Origin of the sequence: Vibrio cortegadensis, from assembly GCF_024347395.1 — a bacterium.
Lineage (GTDB): Bacteria > Pseudomonadota > Gammaproteobacteria > Enterobacterales > Vibrionaceae > Vibrio > Vibrio cortegadensis.
In genome coordinates this window covers 279,754-303,099 of the sequence record NZ_AP025472.1, presented here as the reverse complement: position 1 = coordinate 303,099, position 23,346 = coordinate 279,754, and the positions used below count along the sequence as shown (strand labels likewise).

The window sequence follows — 23,346 nt, the reverse complement described above, 5'->3', positions numbered from 1 at the left end:
ATGACTGATAAAAACATTCAACAGCTCGAAGATCGCATCAATGATCTTGAGTGCAAACTGGCATTCCAAGAGCAGACGATTGATGAACTCAACGATGCTTTAAGCCAACAACAATTTTTGATCACTCGTATGCAAGATCAGATGAAGTTTGTTGTCGGAAAAGTGAAAAATATGGACTCTTCGAATTTAGCCGATCCAACGGAAGAGACACCTCCACCTCACTATTAATGTGATGAGTCTTGTCTTTACTCCCTGAGTTCTCGATTCAATAAGAAGCTTATTTTATTAGATAAGCTTCTTACATCTAAAGTCAGTAGGGATAACAACAAGGAAAACTAAGTCCTATTCATCTGCGTAAATTTTGACACTGAAGTTCCCATCGACATCAATACTCGCGCGATACATTCCTGAGCTATTCATTGCAAAGTGGATATCCCCTTGCGCATCAACCGCGATCAATCCGCCCTCTCCTCCCATCGCTTTTAGATCCCCCTGAATAATATTCTCACAAGCCGTGTGTACATTTTCTTTCAAATAACGCATACGAGCAGCCACATCTCCGGCCACCATTTTACGTAAGAAAAATTCGCCCATCCCCGTTGTAGAGACCGCGACATTACCGTTTTCAGCAACCGTACCCGCCCCTATTATGGGTGAATCGCCAACACGACCATATTTTTTATTGGTGACGCCGCCCGTACTCGTTGCGGCCGCCAAGTTACCTTGCTGATCCAGTGCGACGGCTCCAACGGTGCCATATTTATTATCATCAGGATACGCTGAAGCAGTTTGGCTTCCTGTCAGAGGCGATTCTAATTGCTGCTTCTGTTGATCATAAGAGTGCTCATAAGAGGCTTCTGAAAGCGCAAACAAACCTTTCTCTTTCATCGATTGAAGCTGCTCATAACGACGGTCGGTAAGGAAGTAATCTTGTTCGGTATATTGGTAGCCCTGATCGAAAGCAAACTGCTCCGCCCCTTCGCCCATCAGTAACACGTGATCACTTTTTCTCATCACATCGCGGGCTAATTCAATCGGATTTCTTATATGGCGAACCCCAGCAACGGCTCCAGCATCCATCTTTTTCCCATGCATCACTGAAGCGTCCATCTCGATGAATTCTTGATGAGTTAACACTGAACCTTTACCAGCATTAAAGTGTGGGCAATCCTCCATCACTTTCACCGCGGCGACAACCGCATCCGCCGCATCACCTTCCGTTTGTAAAATATCATAGCCAGCTCTCACCGATTTCTCTAAGGTGGTTAAAATACCCAACTTTAGCGCGTCACTCATCTGCTCACGCAAAATCGTACCCGCACCACCATGTATCGCGATAGAAAATGGTTGACGCATAAAACACCCTTTTATGTAGAAATATAGCGTTCCGCTCAGTATCAGCAGACTATTCATTAGCACTTAATATCCGTGCCAGCCTGTCATTAGTCAACCTGTCAGATCAGAAAGGGCCTTAAATTAAAGGCATAAAAAAACCCTCCGAGCTGGAGGGTTTTAGAAATCATTTCAATGCGGAATTAGTGAGAACCACAACCGCCGCCACCGCAGCAGCCTTCTTTCTTCTCACCGTGGTCGTGATCATGGCCTTCGCCACCACAACAACCGCCTTCATGGTCGTGATCATGACCGTGGCCACCACAACCGCCCTCTTGGTGTACATGACCGTGTTCAGCTTCTTCTGCCGTTGCTTCACGAACCGCTACAACTTCAACGTCAAACGTTAGAGTTTGGCCAGCAAGCATGTGGTTACCATCAACAACAACTTCGTCGCCATCAACTTCTGTTACTTCTACAGGAATTGGACCTTGGTCAGTATCCGCTAGGAAACGCATACCCACTTCAATTTCTTCAACACCTTGGAATACATCAGCAGGAACGCGTTGTACTAGGTCATCGCTGTGTTCGCCGTAAGCATCTTCTGGAGATACTGTCACTGAGAATTTATCGCCTGCAACTTTACCGTCTAACTCTTTTTCAAGACCAGTAATTAGGTTGTTGTGACCGTGAAGGTAATCTAGCGGTGCTTCAACTGTTGATTGATCGACAACCACACCGTCTTCAAGTTTAACTTGATACGCTACGCTTACTACTACGTTCTTTTCAATTTTCATGTGTACTCCAAGGGAATAAAAGCTCTAGATAGTGACAACTAGGCCTAAAGAAGATCATGCTCTTAGGACGAAATAAAGGTCACATAAGAACTTATCCCCACATTATGGGGATGAATTGGCGAAACTCAATCATTCTGGTTTAAAAATACCGATCATTTCTTGTGTCGCATGTTCAGTTTTATCTACAGATTTAGGCTTACGCTGCTCAGTGAAGTCACATTCGACGCACTCAACCAACTCAATATTGTTTTCAATCCACCAGCGAAGGGTGTCTTGCGTTTTACAATTTGGACAACTTGCTCCTGCAATAAAGCGTTTTCTCTGTTTCACGTCTAGTTCCTTTTTCTATTCCCAATAGTTACGAGACTGGCGATCGTTCTCCATCTCATGACCAAATATCTCTTCCAACTCTTTCCGCGCTTCTTTCGATCGCAATGCGAGCTCTTTATCTTCACTGTGCTGAGGCAGTAACTCTTTAAGCATCGAGTTATCTAGCTTTCTAAAATGTGCTTCAGCTCGCTTTGCTTGATAAGGATGCATACCCAACTCAGTAAGAGCCTGTCGCCCTAAATCAAGTGCCCCTAAAAAGGTCTCACGAGAGTAATTATTAACACCATGATTCATTAATTGATAAGCTTCAACACGGCTACGTGCACGAGCTAATATTTTTAGACGTGGAAAATGCTGTCGGCAGATATCAACAATTTTCATGATTTCATCAGGAGAGTCAGTACACAGCACAATCGCTTCCGCTTTATCTGCCCCCGCAGCTCGTAATAAATCCAACTGAGTCGCATCCCCATAAAACACTTTATAGCCAAACTTACGCAATAAATGAATTTGGCTCGCGTCACTTTCTAATACGGTAATACGGATCTTATTGGCGTACATCAACCGACCAATAATCTGCCCAAAACGACCAAAGCCTGCGATGATCACTCTTGGACTACGATCAACCACATCAGATTGCATCGCATCTTCACTGATTTGATTAAGTTCGCGAGCGAAAAACCTGTCTTGTAGTTTAAGCATTAATGGCGTGGTGACCATAGATAAGCTCACCACAACCAATAAGAAAGAGACCTGCTCCCCCGACAAAATACCTTGCGCACTGGCAGCAGTAAAAATCACAAAGGCGAACTCACCACCTTGACTTAAAATCATCGCCATTCGGCTTCGAGCTTTGGTTTGAATGCCAAAAATACGAGCCAATCCATAAAGCACAAAGCCTTTAAATACGACTAAAGCGGTGACGGCAATCAAGATAGCCAGCGGACTCTCTGCCAGCAGACCTAAGTTAACCGCCATCCCTACGGAGATAAAAAACAACCCCAACAGCAAGCCTTTAAATGGCTCGATCGCTATCTCTAATTCATGACGATATTCGCTCTCGGCCAATAGCACACCCGCTAAAAATGTCCCGAGCGCCATCGATAGGCCAATCTTCTGCATCAATACCGCAATGCCAATCACCAATAACAGCGCCGCGACGGTGAACAACTCACGCACGCCACTCATCACTACATACCGAAACAACGGTCGCAGCAAAAAGTGTCCACCAATCAATAGACCAAAAACTCCGCCGAGCATCCACAGCATATCAGCCCAACTGCCTCCGGTACTCCCTGCTAATAATGGGAGCATCGCCAGCATTGGGATCACCGCGATATCTTGAAAAAGCAGCACAGCAAAACCAGACTGTCCCGCCTCTTTACCACTCAGTTCACGCTCTTCGATAACACGTAGCGCAATGGCGGTAGATGACAAGGCTAATCCCATACCAATCACTAAACTGGTTTGCCAACTTAAGCCGAACATATAAGCGATAGCCGCAATCAATAAGGTCGTAATACAGACCTGTGCGCCACCAAGCCCGAGAATGGGCCCTCGCATCGTCCAAAGTTTTTTAGGGTTCAACTCCAAACCAATTAAGAACAGCAGCAGCACCACACCAAATTCAGAGAAATGAAGAATGGCTTCCACATCACTAATTAACCCTAATCCCCAAGGGCCAATAGCAACTCCGGCTAATAAATAACCCAGAACAGAACCAAGCCCTAAACGCTGAGCAAGTGGAACCGCCACCACCGCGGCAGAAAGAAAAATCACGCTACTCTGTAGAAACTCACTGGCCATCCGCATCTCCATCTGTCGCTGATAGTTGTTCAGAAAGCTTGCCTAATGGATCTTGTAGCCAGTGGCGATATCTATCGGCGTGGTGCTCTCTCTCCTTGTCATTAATGTTTCGAGCCCAATGCAGCACTAATGGATCTAACCAGTGCATACGGCACAGTGATGCGGTTAACTCAAATGGCTGCAAAATCTCTTCCAGTGGATACTTGTTGTAACCCTGCGCACCAAACGCGCCTTCTTGACCGCCAGTCGTAATGACACTGCGCCAATATTTACCCTCTAGTGCGCATTCATGGCCAAACGCAAAGCCTTTAGATAGAACGCGATCAAACCACTCTTTTAATAAAGCAGGACATGAATACATATAAAGAGGATGCTGAAACACGATGACATCATGCTCAAGTAGTAACTGGTGTTCGAAATTAACATCGATAAAGAAGTCAGGATAGGTGGCGTAAAGATCGTGCACACGAACATGCCCCAAAGGTTCAATCGCTTTGATCATGGCCTGATTGGCTATCGAACTATGCGGCTCGGGGTGCGCGTATATCACCAATATCTTAAGCGGTGATGCAACTTGAGGTTGGGTATCACTCATTCTTTAACCGTTCTTCCTTGGGTGCTTAGCCTCAACTCAGGATAATTGAAGCCGCTCTGTACTGCTCTTTTCGCGCCTAACCGCGTTAAAATCACCGCAATAGACAAGCTACTGACTTGTGATTTTGCCTTGTTATGCATCTAAAATTGCAACACTGAGCAAATAAATCGACTAACCATTTAAAATTAATAAGCTTTTAGACTTTCTTATCCAGAGTTGAGGCTAGTTATCAAATTGTTATATGATTTCTGCATCATAACCCAATTTGTATAATGATCGACTTTTATCTGGTTTCATCCTACTATGCTCACCGCCTAATCACCTCCAATCTCAATGCGATTTTTATGATTACTTTCTCTGATATTCAACTGCTTCGCGGCGGAAAACCATTACTCGACCAAGCATCCGCTACGATTCACCCTGGCGATAAAGTCGGCCTTGTCGGCAAAAACGGTTGCGGTAAATCCACCCTATTCGCTCTATTGAAAGATGAGCTGTCGATAGATGCTGGTACCTTCCACCAACCAAGCCACTGGGAATTAGCATGGGTAGCGCAAGAGACTCCGGCTCTAGAGCGTAAAGCCATAGAGTATGTGATTGATGGAGACAGAGAATATCGCGGCCTCGAAAATGCATTGCTCGAAGCCGAACAAGCCGACAACGGCACTTTGGTTGCAGAGCTGCATGGCAAAATAGAGACGATTGGTGGTTACAGCATTAATGCTCGCGCGGCAGAACTACTCGATGGCCTTGGTTTTAGTCAAGAGCAGATGAGTTGGAATCTCACTCAGTTTTCTGGTGGTTGGCGTATGCGTTTGAACTTAGCTCAAGCTCTGCTTTGCCGTTCAGACCTTCTGTTACTCGATGAACCGACCAACCACTTGGATTTGGATGCGGTCATGTGGTTAGAGCGTTGGTTACAGAGTTACCCTGGTACCTTGATCTTAATTTCTCACGATAGAGACTTCTTAGACCCTATCGTAAACCGAATTATTCATGTCGAAAACCAGTTACTCAATGAATACACTGGCAACTATTCGTCATTTGAAACGCAACGTGCTCAAAAGCTGATCTTGCAACAATCCATGTATCAGAAGCAGCAGAAACAAATGTCGCACATGCAGAGCTACATCGACCGTTTCCGTTACAAAGCGTCGAAAGCTCGCCAAGCTCAGAGCCGAATCAAAGCCTTAGAGAAGATGGAACAAGTGCTACCTGCGCAGTTCGATAATCCGTTCAGCTTTGAGTTTAGAGAGCCATCCGCTCTGCCAAACCCAATTTTGATGATGGATGAAGTGTCTGCGGGTTACGACAACAACCTTATCCTCGAAAAGATTCGTTTAAACCTCGTTCCGGGAAGTCGGATTGGCTTATTGGGTCGCAATGGTGCGGGTAAATCAACGCTGATCAAATTACTTTCTGGTGAACTTGAAGCGCAATCTGGCGAATTCAATTACTCTCAAGGTGTGAAGATTGGCTATTTCGCTCAGCACCAACTTGAGACCTTGCATCCAGAAGAGACGCCACTGCAACATATGATGCAGATTGCGCCACAACATACAGAACAACAACTACGAGATTACCTCGGCAGCTTTGGTTTCAATGGCGAAAAAGCCCTTGATAAAGTCGCGCCATTTTCTGGTGGTGAAAAGGCCCGTTTAGTATTGGCACTATTAGTCTGGCAAAAACCAAACTTACTACTGCTCGATGAGCCAACCAACCACCTTGATTTGGATATGCGTCAAGCGTTAACCATGGCTCTGCAAACCTTCGAAGGTGCGATGGTGATTGTCAGCCACGATAGGTATTTACTGCGTGCCACGACCGATGACCTGTATTTAGTTCATGATCGTCAAGTTGCGCCTTTTGATGGTGACTTAGTTGATTACTACAAGTGGTTAACCGATCAACAAAAACTAGAGCGAAAAGAAGCACAAGCTCTCGCTCCAACAAAAGACGGCGCAAACAGTGCGGCATCAAAGAAAGATCAAAAACGTCGTGAAGCTGAATTTAGAAAGCTGACCGCCCCTATCCGCAAAAATTTAACCAAGCTTGAAGCGAAAATGGATAAATTAGGCGAACAGTTAAGCGAAGCAGAACTACAATTATCAGACACATCACTTTATGATGCAGAAAATAAAGCTAAACTTACTCAAGTACTCGCGCTACAAGCATCAAGCAAATCGGAATTGGAAGAGACAGAGTTAGAATGGATGTCTGGACAAGAAGACCTTGAGTCCATGGAAAAGGAATTTAGTATCGAATGAGCCAAGAGCACGTAAACATATCTTTGACCTTAGAACGCTTATGGCAATTTAGCTTGCAATATTACAGTGTGCGAGAAGTTAAAGAAGCGTGCTTAACGCTCCAAAATCAATTCCACGGGAATGTGAACCTGCTACTACTGCTCAAATGGCTCGACGAACAGCAGGTTGCCTTCCAAGAAAGTGAATGGCATAAGGTACAAGAGTGCCTTGGCCGTTCAGAGTCACTGCTTCATAGTTACCGAGAGCTTCGTCGCCATCTCAAATCCCACACTCCTGACTCACTCTACCGAGAAGCGTTACAATTTGAATTACAGCTAGAACGACAACAACAGTCTGATCTCGTCGATTGTATTAATGCACTTCGCCTACACAATAACTACAGTGAACCACTGACTCTGCGTTACTGCCGTCAACTCGGCGGTGAACAACTCTATCCCGCCTTTTCAGAACCCGCGCCAAAAATCGCAAATAGCTAGACCCATAACCCATAACCCATAACCCGTGACATTACTATTACCAGATAAACACCACACAACTCGCGGTTAAAGTCCCCATACCGAGGTTAAATCGTTGCCATGCTTTCGGGGTTGATAGCCAACGCCTAATGAATGCACCAAACCCAACCCACACCGATGACGTGTGTACCTGAACAAGTAGAAAAATGATAGATATCGCAGCAATCGACCACCAGTAATCCTTGCCCGAATACGCAAAGGATCCAACGGCTGTAATCGACATCATCCAAGCTTTAGGATTTAAATATTGAAATAGAATCGCCTCCCAACAAGTCATCGGTTTGTTTGCCTTACCTTCCCCTTTGCTCATCGCGCTGGAAAAAGCGATTTTCCACGCTAAGTAGAGTAAATAAGCACTGCCGAGGATCTTCAAAGCATCTTGGATCTCAGGATAGGTTTGAAACAATACGCCAAGCCCCAGGCCATTCAGGGAGATCAAACTGATCAAGCCAAATCCAATACCGATAAAGTGAGGGATAGACCGACGATAGCCAAAATTAGCACCAGAGGCGGTCAACATGACATTATTTGGCCCTGGCGTGCCTGTCATCACCAATGCAAATAATGCTACGGATAGAAAAAATTGCCACTCCATTGAACACCCCTTGAAATTGTATCGATACAACTATCCGTTTAGATAACTAATTGTTGAGTTTTTGTTTCACTTTGCACACAATAACCATAACAATGCGTTTTATTATTAGCAAAAGGTTTATTGTCACCATGACAATTCAAGAAATGACGCTGTCTAAGCAAAGTACAACACCGATGTACAAACAGATCGCTGATCAGCTTTCTAAGCAAATTGATCATGGGGATCTCAAAGCCAATCAAAAGTTACCGACTCAACGCAAGCTTGCAGACCAATTACAAGTGACTGTTGGCACTATCACTCGTGCGTATGCAGAAGCAGAACGACGTGGGCTTGTTGAAGCAAGAGTAGGATCTGGAACTTTTATTGCCGATAAAAACAAGAGCAGTTGGAGTTTTGAAGAGAGCACCGAAGATCCAGATGAGTGCAATTTTGGCTATAACATTCCGCCAAATATTGAGCGGAGTAATATGCTTAATCAGGCAATGGCGACCCTCTCGCAATCCCCCCAACTGATTGAGCAACTGATGCTGTACCAAAAACCTCATGGATTAGAGTCTCATAAGCAGCAGATTTGCCACTGGCTCGATAGCAAAGGCGTTCACTTATCCCCACAGCAGCTACTATTTAGCTCAGGCGCTCAACATGCTGTTCAAATTGTGATTGATGCTTTCACGCGCGCAGGGGACACCTTACTGGTAGAAAAAAGTACTTATCCCGGCCTCCTCAGTTTAGCGAGGCAAAAACAGCTATCGGTCAAAGGGGTCGAAATGGATGAACAAGGGATTACACCTGCGGAATTAGAAGCGGCTTGCCGACAATATCAAGCACGCTTTATCTACCTTACCCCAACTTTTCAAAACCCGACGACGGCCATCATGTCTCAACAGAGGCGACTCGACATACTCGAAGTCTGTAAGCGGTATGATCTATTGATCATTGAAGATGATGTAAACGGATTGCTTGCCGCTGAGGTTTACCCTCCAATGGTGAATCTCGATCCTGAGCAGGTGATTCACATTGGCGCTTTTTCTAAATGCTTAGCCCCCGGATTGCGAGTGGGCTACTTACACGCCCCGAAGAAACTCTACCAACCTTTGGTTTCAACCTTGCAAAATCACAGTTGGATGGTGAGCCCTCTATTGACCGCTTTAGCGTGTGAAATGACCGCCAATGGGGATGCAGATAAAACGCTTGATATTATTCGTCAGGAAATGGAGCAACGGCTAGCGATAGCCCTCGAATATCTCTCCCCTTTTCAGCCAGTGTATAAGCGAGATTGCTTCCATTTATGGTTACCACTCCCAGAGCACTGGCGATTGAGTGATTTCGTCGCTCAAGCCGCTGAAATGGGGGTTGTGGTGAAATCTGGAGAACTATTTTCCCCACCAGCAGGCAGTATTTCCCCTGCGGTAAGGCTTGCACTTAGCTCGCCAATCAACCAAGCTCAACTAAAGAAAGGGCTCATTGCGCTTCAAACACTACTCCACTCCAACCCAATGAATGAGTTTGATTTATGACTATATTCACAGCAGCTAAAGGGCTAAGTAATCCTCACCTGCAGACATTGATGCCGCGCTTTATTCGAAAAAAAGCACTATTTGATCCTCTTTGGCAAACTCTTGATACGCCTGATGGGGATTTTCTTGATCTTGCATGGAGTGAAGACTGGACGACTAAGCAAGCCAAAACGAAACCGGTATTCATTCTTTTTCATGGACTAGAAGGTTGCTTCAATAGCCCATACGCCAACGGGTTAATGAATGCTTTTGCTCAAGATGGCTGGATTTCAGTCATGATGCATTTCCGTGGATGCAGTGGAAAACCAAATCGACTGGCAAGAGCCTATCACTCTGGCGAAACAGAAGATGCGCGTCTTTTCTTAAACTATATTCAGCAGCAATTTCCCAACCAACCCAAAGTGGCCATTGGGATCTCATTGGGCGGAAACATGTTAACCAACTATTTGGCGTCTTATAGAGATGACCCTATTCTTGATGCCGCAACCATCGTTTCTGCTCCTCTTGATCTCGCTGCCTGCTCTTCGCGTATTGAGCAAGGCTTTTCCAAGGTTTATCGAAACTACCTACTCAATTCACTCAAGCACAATGCACTCAAAAAGCAGCATTTACTGAGTGAAGAGCTCGGGGTAACCGACAATTGCATTAAACAAGTCTCTCGCTTGTACGACTTCGATGACTTGATCACCGCACCTCTTCATGGATTTAAAAACGCCGAAGACTATTACCAGCAGTGTTCAGGGATCCATAAGATCAAACAGATCACCATTCCAACTCAGTTTATTCATGCCAAAGATGATCCATTTATGACCGATGCGGTGATCCCTCGTTTTGTTTTGCCTGAGAATATTGACTACCGATTATTTGAACGAGGTGGTCATGTCGGCTTTTTAACTGGCCATGCGCTCAAACCAACTTTCTGGCTAGAAGAGGCCATTCCTGCGTATTACGAAAGCTTTCTGAACCAATCATAATGTAAACGCTAGGATCCACCCGATCCCAGATAAATGAGTGAAATGTAAATACGGTATTGGTTTTTGGGATCAACTTGGGTATAAAGCCTCTCGCTTCATATCCTAGCATTCCACTCCCAACCAAAAATTCAGAGGTATGTATGATCATCCCGTGGCAAGAGATCGAACCTGAAACGTTACAAAACTTAATCAAAGAGTTTGTTCTTAGAGAAGGCACCGATTACGGCGAGTTTGAGTTTTCACTGCAAGATAAAGTGGATCAGGTCATTATCCAACTTAAGTCCGGAGAGGCAAACGTCGTATTTTCTGAGCTACATGAAACCGTTGATATTCAGATTCGAAATCGAGTTTAACCGCATAGCAGACCATGACAGATCACATTTACGTGTTATAGTGTTACCGATTGCTAACAAGTACGTTACTTCAAGACAAGGTTTGTCATGTCCGCAAAACACCCAATAATCGCAGTGACTGGCTCTTCCGGTGCTGGTACTACAACAACTTCTGAAGCCTTCCGCAAGATGTTCAATATGATGGATGTCAAAGCGGCATGGGTTGAAGGAGATAGTTTCCACCGTTTTACACGCCCTGAGATGGATGTGGAAATACGCAAAGCCCGAGAACAGGGTAAACACATCAGTTATTTCGGCCCTCAAGCGAATGACTTTCCTGCTTTGGCTGAGTTTTTCAGAGAGTATGGCAATGAGGGTGTTGGCCAAGTAAGGCGTTACCTTCATACATTCGATGAAGCGGTACCCTACAACCAAATGCCCGGCACTTTTACCCCATGGCAGGACATTTCATCTGACTCTGATGTGTTGTTCTATGAAGGATTGCACGGTGGGGTCGTAGATGGCGACATCAACGTTTCACAGCATGTCGATTTATTGATTGGCATGGTGCCAATAGTCAACCTAGAGTGGATTCAGAAATTTGTTCGCGATACACGAGATCGTGGCCACTCCAGAGAAGCGGTAATGGATTCGATCGTTCGTTCAATGGATGACTATTTGAATTATATTACCCCTCAATTCTCTCGCACTCATATCAACTTTCAGCGAGTGCCAACCGTTGATACATCAAACCCATTGAATGCAAAAGGCATCCCAAGTTTAGATGAAAGCTTTGTTGTCATTCGTCTACGTGGGATTAAAAATGTTGATTTTCCGTACCTATTAGCCATGATTGATGGCTCCTTCATGTCACGCCATAACACCCTGGTTGTGCCGGGAGGGAAAATGAGTTTTGCCATGGAACTCATCGTGAGACCAATCCTGCAACAGCTGATTGAAACAGGAAAAATTGGTTAGTCATCACGCTTAAATCTCGGTTACTTTTCATACCGTGATCATGTGCACAGTTTTGCGTAGAAGATCGTGGCAATGACACGATTAAAATCAAGAAATGGATTAGGAAAAAGGATACTATTCCTAACCGAAACACAAGATAGCTTGTAGCACTAACAAGAGTGCTCTTATCCTAACGGAACTGCCTACTACTAGGCTTTGCTAATTATGGAAAGCAGCAAGCGTACCCTGCAGAGGAAGTGAGATATTATGGTTCTAGGTAAACCTCAAACCGACCCAACATTAGAGTGGTTTCTTTCACACTGTCATATTCATAAGTACCCATCAAAAAGTACGCTGATTCACGCAGGTGAAAAAGCCGAAACTTTGTATTACATTGTGAAAGGTTCAGTTGCGGTACTAATTAAAGATGAAGAAGGCAAAGAGATGATCTTGTCTTACCTTAACCAAGGTGACTTCATTGGTGAGCTAGGTCTTTTTGAAGAAGACCAAGAGCGTACAGCATGGGTTCGAGCAAAATCTCCTTGTGAAGTTGCTGAGATTTCTTTCAAGAAATTCCGCCAACTTATCCAAGTAAACCCAGACATCCTAATGCGTCTTTCAGCGCAAATGGCAAACCGTCTACAAGTTACTAGCCAAAAAGTAGGTGACTTAGCATTCCTAGATGTAACGGGCCGAATTGCACAAACGCTACTAAACCTAGCGAAACAACCTGATGCAATGACTCACCCTGATGGCATGCAAATTAAGATCACTCGCCAAGAAATCGGTCAAATCGTTGGCTGTTCTCGTGAAACGGTTGGTCGTATCTTGAAGATGCTAGAAGAGCAGAACTTGATTTCAGCTCACGGTAAGACAATTGTAGTTTACGGTACTCGCTAGTTCGCGTTACTGAAAACACTATAAAATTTAAAAACCACCAATATCGCTATTGGTGGTTTTTTATTAGCTAATTGTTACGCCATGCGCTCGTATTAATGATCTAGCCGTTTGTACTCTCAAAGATCTTATCGGCTGACGCAGCAACAAAACCCGTGTACAACTGACCATCATTCATTGGGTAACGTTTCGCAAACTCGTAAAACCCGCCAGGGACAACTTGTTCACTCTCAGTAAATTGGACCAATACGCGATCGGCCATGGTCGATGATTGCTCCAATAGCACTTCTGGTGAGCCTTTAACCTCCCCCCCAGAACCATTGATAACAAACCCAACGCTACTGAGATGATCATTCACCTCTTGAACTTCACTAAAGTCATTTAATTGATTCACACTGACTGTAAAGTGATTAGCACCATAACCATGAGCAGCTAACCAAGAGGCGTATTCACTCTCTTTTGCTAGAGTTTGGTAATCTTCAAAGCTCAGTTCCCATTGACGGCCGCTGTATAAAAAGTCCTGAGTCTTCAATTGTTGAGCATCCACTTGTTCCACCAGTTTAGCGACGATGGCTTGTAACGCTTCAGAGCACTCTTCCACTTTCAGCTCACTAATAAAGACTTTGGGCTGGTTTGGATCATCATGTTCATAATGCTTGGCAACCAACTTTTTGCTTTCAAATAGATAATCACCACACTCTTTATACCCTAATGCTAAAAAAGGCTTCGCTAAGGTTTCAATCCCAAGAGGAGCAACATTAAACGTTCGAAGTGCGATGTGATCATTAATCAGCTCAGCATCTTCGCGAAGCAATTGATGAACCTTATCCGCAGAAGGGCAAAGGCGTTGAATATAATCTTTCCATAGGGATTCAAATAAAACATCTGGCGTCATGACGCCTCCTTGTTGTATTTATTAGGGTCTGTAGACCGAGTTTGCTGTAGAAAAAAGGTTATCTCATGCTGTATCACTCTGCATTCGATAACCATTTAGTACTGAATTGAGGTTTCCGCCTACCGTAGCCCTAAAGCTCTAGACCAGGGCTAAAGGTAGCAGGGAGTAATGTCTCTTCACCTTCCATTGATGCCATTGGATAAGCACAATAGTCAGCAGCGTAGTAAGCACTTGGTCGTAAATTACCAGAAGCGCCAGGGCCACCAAATGGCGCATCACCACTCGCTCCGGTCAATTGGCGGTTACGGTTCACGATGCCCGCGCGAATGTGATCCACAAAGTAATCCCATTCACCATCGTCAGTTGACACCAGTCCAGCAGACAAGCCAAATCGAGTATCGTTTGCCATTTCAACCGCCGCATCAAGGCTTTCGTAACGAATAACCTGTAGTAACGGGCCAAAATACTCTTCATCCGGCAGTTCGACGATTTGTGTGACATCGATAATACCCGGAGTCACAAACGCCGCCTCTAAGCCTTTCGCAAGTACTAGGCTTTCACCACCTAACGATTGCAGGTTCGCTTGAGCATCCAAAATAAACTTCGCTGCCGCTTCTGAAATTTGTGGGCCCATAAACGGAGCTGGCTCAGCAAACGGTTGATCAACTCGAATCTTTTGAGTCGCACTGATTAACTTCTCAAGAAGTGCATCCCCTTTGCTACCAAACGGGATATACAAACGACGTGCACAGGTACAACGCTGACCTGCACTGATGAAGGCCGACTGGATAATGGTGTATACCGTCGCGTCTAAATCGCCGTATTTATCAGAGATGACCATTGGGTTGTTACCACCCATCTCTAACGCCAGCATTTTACTTGGTTGCCCTGCAAATTGGCGATGAAGGATATGTCCGGTATTCGCACTGCCCGTAAAGAGCACACCGTCAATTCCTTTCGCATCAGCAAGCGCAATCCCCGTCTCTTTTGCCCCTTGTACAAGGTTAATGACACCAGCAGGCAAACCCGCTTGTTGCCACAGTTTCATCACAAATTCACCTGTCCAAGGTGTCTGTTCTGATGGCTTAAAGACCACGGTATTACCCGCAAGAAGCGCAGGTACAATATGACCATTTGGCAAATGACCTGGGAAGTTATAAGGCCCAAATACCGCCATAACACCTAAAGGTCGGTGGCGCAGTACTATTTGATTGCCTGCCGCTTCACGAGAAGCTTCACCCGTTCGCTCGTGGTACGCTCGAATTGAGATAGCAATTTTACCCGCCATCGCACCCGCTTCAGTACGCGTTTCCCAAATTGGCTTACCCGTCTCTTTTGCGATGATCTGCGCGATCTCTTCGCTGTTCTCTTTCACTTTTTCAGCAAACGTTAGTACAACCTGTTCACGCTCTGAAAATGAAAGATGCTTCCAACTTTGAAATGCCAAGCGAGCGGATTTAACCGCAGATTCAACTTGAGCGGGAGTGGCACTATCACCATGCCAAATGACATCATTATTGAAAGGGCTGAGTGAAGTCATCGCTTCACCTTGTCCTGCAACCCATTCACCTGCGATCCATTGAGTCATCTTAATTCCTTCTAAATAATTCCTATCGACATAGCCAGCCAATGATTTGTTGACTGGCTATGACAATGAGATAGCTTGTTAATCACATCGCACAATCATTTATCTATTGCGCTAATAACCGAACAAAATCACCTTCATTCACTTCAAGCGCTTCCGCCACCTCAGAGGATAGAATCACACTTTCGCTGGCTAGGTCATACGCACCTTTCGCCGCCACTGCTCGGAAGTTTTCAAACGAGGTATTCCCCATCAAGTAAGCTTGTGAACTTGAATGTTCAGCAATCACCACTTTCGCACGAATCGAATCTCGCACTGAATCGATATTACGTAAATCACACTCTACTGTTGGGCCTGCATCGAAAATATCAACGTACCCACGATTGGTGAACCCTTCATTTTCAAGTAACTTCAATGCAGGTCGAGTATTTTCATGTACAACACCAATCACATCTTGAGCTTCTTGGCTCAGCAAGTTGATGTAAATCGGCAACTTCGGCATAAGATCGGCAATAAAGCCTTTCTTACCAATTCCGGTTAAGTAATCTGCAAGAGTAAAATCAATCGAGAAGAAGTGCTCTTGTAGCCACTGCCAGAATGGAGAGTTGCCATCAGCATCCGATACACCGCGCATTTCAGCAAAAATGGTCTTTGAAAAACGGTGTGGATGCTCAGCCATCAGTAAAAAACGGCTCTTAGACATCAAACGACCATTCAAGCCTTTACGAAAATCAGGGCGTAAGAACAAGGTGCAAATTTCACTGCATCCTGTGTAGTTGTTGCCAAAAGTCAGAAGCTTAACCACATTATTCACACCGAGCTTATTCGATGAGTGGACCACTTTACTGATGTGATAAGAGTAAAAAGGGACATCCCAACCGATAGAGGCTTCAATACCCGTGGTACCCGCAACTTCGCCAGTTTCAGTATCAAAGCCCACCATTAGGTAGCCTTCATCACCAGGTTCAGTCACGCTTTCTTTGCTGAAGCTGTATTCAGAATGAGTAATTCGATTTGTTAACAGTTCTTCGTTAACAGGAAGAGATGTAAATCCATGTCCAGATTCTACTGCGCATGTGTGCAGCGCATCGTAGTCTGATTTTTTTATTGGGCGAACAACCAGCATCAATATTCCCTCCAGATGCAAACAACACAGCCCAACATAACTCCATTAAGTTATTACCACTGGGCTGTGTAAATGAGGCTTTAACGAAAATTAAACTAGAGTGCTGATCGCTTTATCTAGTTTCGCTAAACCTTCTTCTATTTCTTGTTTTGTGATGACTAATGATGGCGTGAAGCGAACAACATTAAGACCCGCCACCAATACCATTAATCCTTCTTTGCCTGCTGCAACGAGTACGTCACGTGCTCGACCTTGCCATTCATCATTCAGCGCCGCCCCAAGCAGTAAGCCCTTACCGCGAACTTCGCTGAATATGTTGTATTTGTCGTTAATTTTCTCTAAACCTGCGCGGAACAGTGCTTCACGCTCTTTCACGCCAGCAAGCGTTTCAGGTTGGCTAACAACATCAACCACCGCTTCTGCGACGGCACACGCTAGTGGGTTACCACCATAAGTAGAGCCATGAGTCCCAACTTTAAGATGAGGGGCCAGTTTGTCCGTTGTCAGCATTGCGCCAATCGGGAAGCCGCCACCAAGAGATTTTGCAGTACTCAGAATATCAGGCGTCACACCAAGACCTTGATAAGCATAGAAATCGCCAGTACGACCATTGCCTGTTTGCACTTCATCAAAAATCAGTAGTGCGTTGTGCTTATCACACAGCTCACGAACCGTTTGAACAAATTCTGAAGTAGGAGAAATGATGCCGCCTTCCCCTTGGAGAGGTTCCATCATCACGGCACAAGTACGGCTAGAAATATGCGCTTCTAGCGCGGCTACGTCATTGTAAGGCAGGTGAGTGATATCACCCGGCTTAGGACCAAAGCCATCAGAATACGCCGCTTGACCGCCCACAGTGACCGTAAAGAAAGTACGACCGTGGAAGCCTTGTTGGAACGCGATAATTTCAGATTTTTCTTCACCGTGAACATCAGCAGCCCAACGACGAGCCAGTTTCAGTGCTGCTTCGTTTGCTTCTGCACCTGAGTTTGCAAAGAAGACCTTATCTGCAAAGCTGACTTCTGTTAGCTTCTTAGCTAAACGAAGTGCTGGTTCATTGGTCATGACATTACTTAAATGCCACAGTTTGTTTGCTTGTTCTGTTACAGCGTTCACCATAGCAGGGTGACAATGACCTAAGCAGCTCACCGCAATACCACCAGCAAAATCGATATACTCGTTACCTTGCTGATCCCAAATTCTCGCGCCTTCCCCTTTCACAGGGATCATTTCCATTGGGTTATAACAAGGCACCATCACCTCGTTAAACAAACTACGTTCTACTTTATTTTCCATTGTCATTGCACTCCTTTAGATACTGCATGCCAGGTAGATGCCTCTCATTTTATGAAATCGATGAGGGTTTCATTATGATGAATATTTTGTTTGGCATTTCTACTAATGCAGCATTGTATTTACATTTAATTAACTATTTCAATAGTAGATTGTTCTTTTACTTGCAGAAATAATAGTTCAAAGCTCACTATATGTGACTACTTATGCAGCAATCAAATCGTTTTATGAATTTTTTTCCGGATAAATTGCGTGCTAGTAATTATTAAATGAGGAAATACAAGGCATAGAAGAGGATCGAGGGATATAGCGCGAATAAACTTGCATAGAATATCCACAATAAAATAGATGAAGAAAATGTTAAGAAAAGTGATCCGAGTCAGGTGTTGGAGCGTAATGAATAGCCAAAAACAGGACTATCGTAAAAGGAAATTTGCCAGTAATTGATGGCCTTGCTCTGTTTTAATGGATTCCGGATGAAACTGAACCGCATCAATCGCGAGGGTTTTATGTTGATAGCCCATGATCTCATCCATACTTCCATCTTCAAGCTCAGTCCATGCTGTCAGTTCAAAACAATCAGGCAACGTACCGTTTTTTACCACGAGGGAATGGTAACGTGTCACGGTCAAAGGATTATTAAGCGTTTTAAACACACTTTTTCCGGTATGTTTAATGGGAGAGGTTTTACCATGCATAACTTGTCTTGCTCGAACGACTTCACCACCGAAAACTTGAGCAATCGCTTGATGCCCTAAACAGACCCCCATAATCGGTAATTTCCCAGCAAAATGCTCGATTACTTCCAGTGATATACCCGCGTCATTCGGGGTGCAAGGCCCAGGGGAGATCACTAAATGGGTCGGTTCTAGCGCTTCAATACCCGCAATATCGATTTCATCATTGCGCACAACTTTCACTTCTGCACCTAACTCGCAGAAGTATTGGTACAGGTTGTAGGTAAATGAGTCGTAATTGTCGATGATTAGTAGCATACGTAAATCGTAACCGTATCGAAGAGAACAATAGAACGTGTATTGTGCAGCAAGGGGAAAGAAAGGCAAGCCTTAACCATGACATAGACAAAATTAAGGCCAGCAGATGCTGGCCTTACTATTGTCACACTTTAAGCCATGACAAACATATCAATTACTCAGTACAGTCTTTACGGAAAATAACTTCAGCCCACTGCGCATTATCGACGAATGGGTTACGGTTACCCTGAATTTTTTGAATTTTGCTGTTACGTTCAAATTCAAAATCATCAATTGGATCTGCGGTATTCCATTCAAGCAGACGACATACATTACCTAGCGCAGTACCATTTCCACTTACCGTTGATACTAGCTCTAAATCCGGGTTTGATACATCACTGGTATCTTTACCTTCGTAGCGAGTCGCCATGTAGAACATCATACGAGCTACGTCACCTTTCACAGCATCACGGGGCTCAAACGAGTCTCCATCTTTCTTGTTTCCTGCTGCTGGTGATTCTGATGTAGGAGAGCCTCCATTATCAAACTCTAGATTGCTACGCTCACTATTGATTGATGCATCTGTAGGACGTAAGTGATGAATATCGGTATAGGCAGAGGCTCGATTATCGTTAAACCCACCATTTGATTTTGGATAGCTATGCTCTCGGTTCCACGCATCACCGCCGTTATCACTAGAACTATTGAGAGTTTTTAGCTGGCTACGGCCGGTGTACATTAAAATCACATTACTGGAATCATTTGGATCCTCATCCGTGATCATCAAAGCTTTCCAAACATCCATTGCATCTGGTGATGAGTTATCGGTATAAGGAAGCTTAGTAATACCTGTCGAGATAATATTATTCAGCGCAAGCTTCAGCTCATCGCCAGTTTTATCAAGCGCACTATCGTAATAACCATCTGGATTATGAATTTCACCCGGTGGAATTGGTGGCTCAACAGGCTCTTTAATCGTCATTTCACAGGTTAGCGTTGGTAGCCCACCTACCACATGAGGATCATGCGCCTGTTCATAAGCTGCATTAGCACCGAATGCACACGGAATAAGTAAAGTCAGTAGTGTCTTTTTCATACTTTTATTTTAGGGGCGACAGAGCCCCTACTCCTTAATGCAGTAAGTTACTTGCTCAAACGACGACGTAGGAAACCAAGGCCCAATAAACTCAATAAGCCACCGAATCCAAATGAACCACCACTGCTGCCGCTACTAGCAGTTTGAGTAACAGACATTTGCTTAGTTTCGAGTACACTTCCTTCTACCGACGTTGTTACTGTGTAGTCACCAACTTCGAGGCTAGAAATTGCTACTTCAGTCCAACCTAGTGCAATTTCAAACTGATCAAGCGTGTCTTTTTGTACATTTGAAGATGTCGCAACAAAACCCGAATCTGCATTACTAAAGCTCACAGAAACCTCATCGCCCACCTTCAAATAAGCAGAGTTAGAGTAATTGGTTAAGTCAACAAAGTAGTTAAAGGTACCATTTGCAACTGGCGTTTCTGTGCGAGGTTCATTGATAGGCTCAGAAGGCAGTTCAATTGGCGTACCAGGGGCAATCGGCTTATCCGGATCTGGGTAAACAGGGTCCACCGGATCTAGTGGTTTACCATTGAATGCAATTGACAGTACAACCGGATCGTTTTGCGCTGAGCGGAATGCATCAGAATACTTCTGTCCTACTTCATAGCCCGCTGAAAGTAACTCAGATTCAGAAGCATTAATATTCCAGTGAGTTGCGTCAACCACTTTAGACTTCAATCCTGCAGATGTCAGGATATAGTCTAGGCTGCCATTCGCATCACCACGAACAGCGTTAAAGCTATTAGGATCAACAATCGCTAATACATTTTCATAGCCATAAGTTTTGGTAATATCAGCCCCTGCATCACCATGTAGAGGAGTATCACCGACAAAAGTATTGGCTGCTGCTGTGATCTTGTAATCTTCAGGAGCAGAAGTGCGATCAGTTAGAACCGTAATCGCATCTTCCTTAGTGTAAGCATTTAAGCTACCAAGAATAATTTTTTCACCACTCATGTCTGCCAGTTGCTGACCAAGATAGTCTGCCGCCGATACACGTAAGTCAGCACAACCACCTTGACGCTCTAAAGCATCATCACTTAAGCAAGTTTCACCACGGTCAGCGAAGTGGCTAACGGCAAGGGTTAACGTTTCGTCACGATCTTTAAATGAAAATACTGGTACAACCGCATCATGCTGAGCAATCACAGTATCGTCTTCTAAATGCTGCTCAGGCATAGGGATCACAGTTAATGACTCAAGACCAACCTTACTAGGACGGAAGATAACGTAGCTGCTTGTCGCAAGTTCACCAACATTCGTTAAGCCTTCAGCACTTGCAATGTTGTACTTCTGCTCTTCTTCTAACTCTGCATTAAGTTGAGTGACTAAGTAAGAAATGGCAGAGCTTTCACCAAACCCATTGTTCTCGATTTCCATCAAGCCAACAATATCAGCATTTAATAGGGTAAGAGCCTTCACAAGCTTTTGAGTTTGATGATCAAATTCAGTTGAGCTTTGTGCACCTGCTGATGCATCAAGTGCTAGGAAATCATTCGTTTCACCGCCGCCTTGAACACTATTGAAATATTGGTTGGCATTGAATGTTGCTACGCGGATATCACCTTCTTTCAAATCAGGCGCTACATCTCGGTTATTACCACGAGCCATAAAGGTGTCGTTATTTGCTTCTTCTGTAACAAAAATACGGTAATCAGAGTACGAGTAGCCTACGACACCTTGAAGGTTATTTGCACGGTCACCTACACGGATAAAGTCTTCCGTTGAGCCATTTTGGTCTACATCTGTATTACCAAAATCAGGATACCAAGCTGGTGTGCCAACCGTATCTTTCGCTAGAGATTCAACAACAAGACGCGCATCATCGTTACAATCAGCCGCTTGATCCGCCTCTTGCGTCCCAGGGAAGAAAGCTTGGTTTGGATGAACGTTCGCTTTACCTTGTGCTAACACCATGTTGAAGCGTTTAGGGCCATCATCCATGCTGTAGCTACGTGATACTTTCATATCAGAAATTGAAGTCAGCTTAACGAGCATGCCTTCGTGGCGCTCTAAGGTAAAATCGAACTCAGGATCACTATCAAGTCTCTGAACTTCTGTGGCAGAAACCGTACCTGTTCCATTTTTTACAACGGCAGTTGCAGGAATTTGAGTCCAACCATATTTTTCTTCAACCGGGCCAGTAACGGTCACTTTATCACCAACCGAAAGATCAGCTACGCTAGCAACAACAAAAATACCGTCAGAGGTGTTTGGATCGGAATCTGGCGTCTCATCTTGCATAAAGAAGCCAACAGCACCATCAGCATCAAGCGCTTCCGCTTGAATTGCGGTGATCACACCTTCTACCGTGAAAACGTCATCTGAGATGAATTTATCATTTGCAGGGTCTGTATGTGGTGATGCCCAAGAGTCGCCTTGTAGCGCACTGATTAATGTATCTGGTGTTGGGTCTGGGTCAGGATCTGGTGTACCACCACCAAGATCGACATTGCCAATATCAGTCCAGTTATCTTTTGGAAGCTCTTCAAACTTAGCCGGATCATAAGCAGTGCTAGCCGTCATGTCTGTTCGTTTAAGGGTTACATCTTTATTGTAATCGGTATCATTTACATAACCTAAGATGTCAATAATTTCACCGTCTTTAAATAGAGCGAGTGAATCATCACCACTGAAGTATGTAATATCCCCAGTATCATCAGCTTTATCTAAGAGATCTTGAACAGAAGATGAATTAGCAATAACATACGTTTGGCCTGGCTCTAGAGTTACTGAAGAAAGGTCGTAAGGGTTTTTCCATTCTCCAGCACCATTAAACTCTACCATTAATATATAACCAGTCAGTGTTACTGCAGCATCACCAACGTTCGCAATTTCAATTGCTTTGTTACTAGCCCCGCCTTCAACAACCTCAGTGATAAGAATATTTTCAACCGGTGAACCAAGCTCTACTTTGCCTATATCGGTCCAGTCATCCGTAGCTAAAACTTCAAATTTAGTGGCGTCGTAAGTCGTACTCGGTGACATATCTTTACGTTTAAGAGTGACATTTTCGTTAAACTTCTCACCATCAATGTTTCCTAGAATATCGACAACAACACCATCTTTTTGCAATGAAATCGCGTCATTTCCGTTATAGTAAGTTACAGTACCAAAGTCATTCGCTAGCGCTTTTAACTCATCCGAAGCACTCGAATTAGCCACAACATAAGTATCACCAGACTGAAGGGTGATACCTGCTAGATCAAATGGATTTTTCCAATCGCCAGCGCCATTCGATTCAATCATTAAGCTATAACCATCTAAAGTGATGGCAGAAGAACCTACATTGGCTATTTCAATCGCTTTATTGCTTTGAGAGCCTTCAACGACCTCTGTGATAACTACATTTGCGTATACACTCGGTGCAATCACAGCACCAATCGCTGCCGCTATTAAACTTTTTTTCATTGTTAAACCTCATGGGTAAACAAGTTTCATACATCGGTAATGTC

At 44.3% G+C, this 23,346-nt stretch carries 21 protein-coding genes; 8 read left to right on the top strand and 13 right to left on the bottom strand.

What is annotated here, in order from left to right; all coding sequences use genetic code 11:
• Complete coding sequence (locus OCV39_RS01340) at positions 1 to 228, top strand: SlyX family protein (RefSeq protein WP_017053167.1); 228 nt, start codon at positions 1 to 3, stop codon at positions 226 to 228.
• 114 nt (positions 229 to 342) lie between these two features.
• Here OCV39_RS01340 and OCV39_RS01335 read toward each other — a convergent pair whose 3' ends face one another.
• The 5 genes from OCV39_RS01335 to kefG all read right to left on the bottom strand — a co-directional run bounded on the left by OCV39_RS01335 (position 343) and on the right by kefG (position 4,860).
• Entirely contained in the window at positions 343 to 1,356 is a 1,014-nt protein-coding gene (locus OCV39_RS01335) for an isoaspartyl peptidase/L-asparaginase family protein (protein ID WP_261888804.1), read from the bottom strand.
• Between the two features lie 179 nt (positions 1,357 to 1,535).
• Positions 1,536 to 2,129 (bottom strand): peptidylprolyl isomerase, encoded by a 594-nt coding sequence (slyD, locus tag OCV39_RS01330; protein WP_017053165.1) that lies wholly within the window; start codon positions 2,127 to 2,129, stop codon positions 1,536 to 1,538.
• Between the two features lie 129 nt (positions 2,130 to 2,258).
• Positions 2,259 to 2,459 (bottom strand): YheV family putative zinc ribbon protein, encoded by a 201-nt coding sequence (locus tag OCV39_RS01325; RefSeq protein ID WP_017053164.1) that lies wholly within the window; start codon positions 2,457 to 2,459, stop codon positions 2,259 to 2,261.
• A gap of 15 nt (positions 2,460 to 2,474) precedes the next feature.
• Entirely contained in the window at positions 2,475 to 4,271 is a 1,797-nt protein-coding gene (gene kefB, locus OCV39_RS01320) for a glutathione-regulated potassium-efflux system protein KefB (RefSeq protein ID WP_113797164.1), read from the bottom strand.
• Positions 4,255 to 4,860 carry a glutathione-regulated potassium-efflux system ancillary protein KefG gene (kefG, locus tag OCV39_RS01315; protein WP_261888803.1) on the bottom strand — a complete coding sequence of 202 codons (606 nt, stop codon included), beginning with the start codon at positions 4,858 to 4,860 and terminating at the stop codon, positions 4,255 to 4,257. Before kefG ends, kefB begins: the two co-directional genes overlap by 17 nt.
• Before the next feature lie 344 nt (positions 4,861 to 5,204).
• Between kefG and OCV39_RS01310 the strand changes: the two genes are divergently transcribed.
• Both OCV39_RS01310 and OCV39_RS01305 read left to right on the top strand, forming a co-directional pair.
• Positions 5,205 to 7,127, top strand: coding sequence for an ABC transporter ATP-binding protein (locus OCV39_RS01310; RefSeq protein ID WP_261888802.1), 1,923 nt, complete (start codon positions 5,205 to 5,207; stop codon positions 7,125 to 7,127).
• On the top strand, positions 7,124 to 7,603 hold the full coding sequence (locus OCV39_RS01305; RefSeq protein WP_171756770.1) for a TIGR02444 family protein: 480 nt from the start codon (positions 7,124 to 7,126) through the stop codon (positions 7,601 to 7,603). Before OCV39_RS01310 ends, OCV39_RS01305 begins: the two co-directional genes overlap by 4 nt.
• Positions 7,604 to 7,640: 37 nt before the next feature.
• Here OCV39_RS01305 and OCV39_RS01300 read toward each other — a convergent pair whose 3' ends face one another.
• The gene (locus tag OCV39_RS01300) at positions 7,641 to 8,237 is read right to left on the bottom strand and encodes a LysE family translocator (RefSeq protein ID WP_136996035.1); all 597 of its coding nucleotides are present in this window, start codon (positions 8,235 to 8,237) and stop codon (positions 7,641 to 7,643) included.
• 128 nt (positions 8,238 to 8,365) lie between these two features.
• Here OCV39_RS01300 and OCV39_RS01295 point away from each other — a divergent pair, with 128 nt between their 5' ends.
• The 5 genes from OCV39_RS01295 to crp all read left to right on the top strand — a co-directional run bounded on the left by OCV39_RS01295 (position 8,366) and on the right by crp (position 12,917).
• The gene (locus OCV39_RS01295) at positions 8,366 to 9,754 is read left to right on the top strand and encodes an aminotransferase-like domain-containing protein (protein ID WP_261888801.1); all 1,389 of its coding nucleotides are present in this window, start codon (positions 8,366 to 8,368) and stop codon (positions 9,752 to 9,754) included.
• Positions 9,751 to 10,728, top strand: coding sequence for a hydrolase (locus OCV39_RS01290; RefSeq protein WP_113797176.1), 978 nt, complete (start codon positions 9,751 to 9,753; stop codon positions 10,726 to 10,728). Before OCV39_RS01295 ends, OCV39_RS01290 begins: the two co-directional genes overlap by 4 nt.
• 140 nt (positions 10,729 to 10,868) lie before the next feature.
• A complete protein-coding gene (locus OCV39_RS01285; RefSeq protein WP_017052557.1) occupies positions 10,869 to 11,081 on the top strand; it encodes a YheU family protein in 213 nt (70 codons plus the stop codon).
• An 87-nt stretch (positions 11,082 to 11,168) separates the two neighbouring features.
• A complete protein-coding gene (locus tag OCV39_RS01280) occupies positions 11,169 to 12,038 on the top strand; it encodes a phosphoribulokinase (protein WP_113797178.1) in 870 nt (289 codons plus the stop codon).
• A gap of 246 nt (positions 12,039 to 12,284) precedes the next feature.
• A complete protein-coding gene (gene crp / locus OCV39_RS01275) occupies positions 12,285 to 12,917 on the top strand; it encodes a cAMP-activated global transcriptional regulator CRP (RefSeq protein WP_004729651.1) in 633 nt (210 codons plus the stop codon).
• A gap of 100 nt (positions 12,918 to 13,017) precedes the next feature.
• Here crp and OCV39_RS01270 read toward each other — a convergent pair whose 3' ends face one another.
• The 7 genes from OCV39_RS01270 to OCV39_RS01240 form a co-directional block, all read right to left on the bottom strand.
• Positions 13,018 to 13,809: a DUF1338 domain-containing protein gene (locus OCV39_RS01270; protein WP_171756774.1), complete on the bottom strand. Its 792-nt coding sequence runs from the start codon at positions 13,807 to 13,809 to the stop codon at positions 13,018 to 13,020.
• Positions 13,810 to 13,939: 130 nt separating this feature from the next.
• Positions 13,940 to 15,397 (bottom strand): succinylglutamate-semialdehyde dehydrogenase, encoded by a 1,458-nt coding sequence (gene astD / locus OCV39_RS01265; protein ID WP_261888800.1) that lies wholly within the window; start codon positions 15,395 to 15,397, stop codon positions 13,940 to 13,942.
• A 103-nt stretch (positions 15,398 to 15,500) separates the two neighbouring features.
• On the bottom strand, positions 15,501 to 16,520 hold the full coding sequence (gene astA / locus OCV39_RS01260; protein WP_261888799.1) for an arginine N-succinyltransferase: 1,020 nt from the start codon (positions 16,518 to 16,520) through the stop codon (positions 15,501 to 15,503).
• Between the two features lie 90 nt (positions 16,521 to 16,610).
• Entirely contained in the window at positions 16,611 to 17,822 is a 1,212-nt protein-coding gene (locus OCV39_RS01255) for an aspartate aminotransferase family protein (RefSeq protein WP_029203370.1), read from the bottom strand.
• Positions 17,823 to 18,229: 407 nt separating this feature from the next.
• On the bottom strand, positions 18,230 to 18,808 hold the full coding sequence (locus OCV39_RS01250; protein WP_261888798.1) for an aminodeoxychorismate/anthranilate synthase component II: 579 nt from the start codon (positions 18,806 to 18,808) through the stop codon (positions 18,230 to 18,232).
• 154 nt (positions 18,809 to 18,962) lie between these two features.
• A complete protein-coding gene (locus OCV39_RS01245) occupies positions 18,963 to 19,883 on the bottom strand; it encodes an endonuclease I family protein (protein WP_261888797.1) in 921 nt (306 codons plus the stop codon).
• A 47-nt stretch (positions 19,884 to 19,930) separates the two neighbouring features.
• On the bottom strand, positions 19,931 to 23,302 hold the full coding sequence (locus OCV39_RS01240) for an ExeM/NucH family extracellular endonuclease (RefSeq protein WP_261888796.1): 3,372 nt from the start codon (positions 23,300 to 23,302) through the stop codon (positions 19,931 to 19,933).
• Positions 23,303 to 23,346 lie beyond the last annotated feature (44 nt).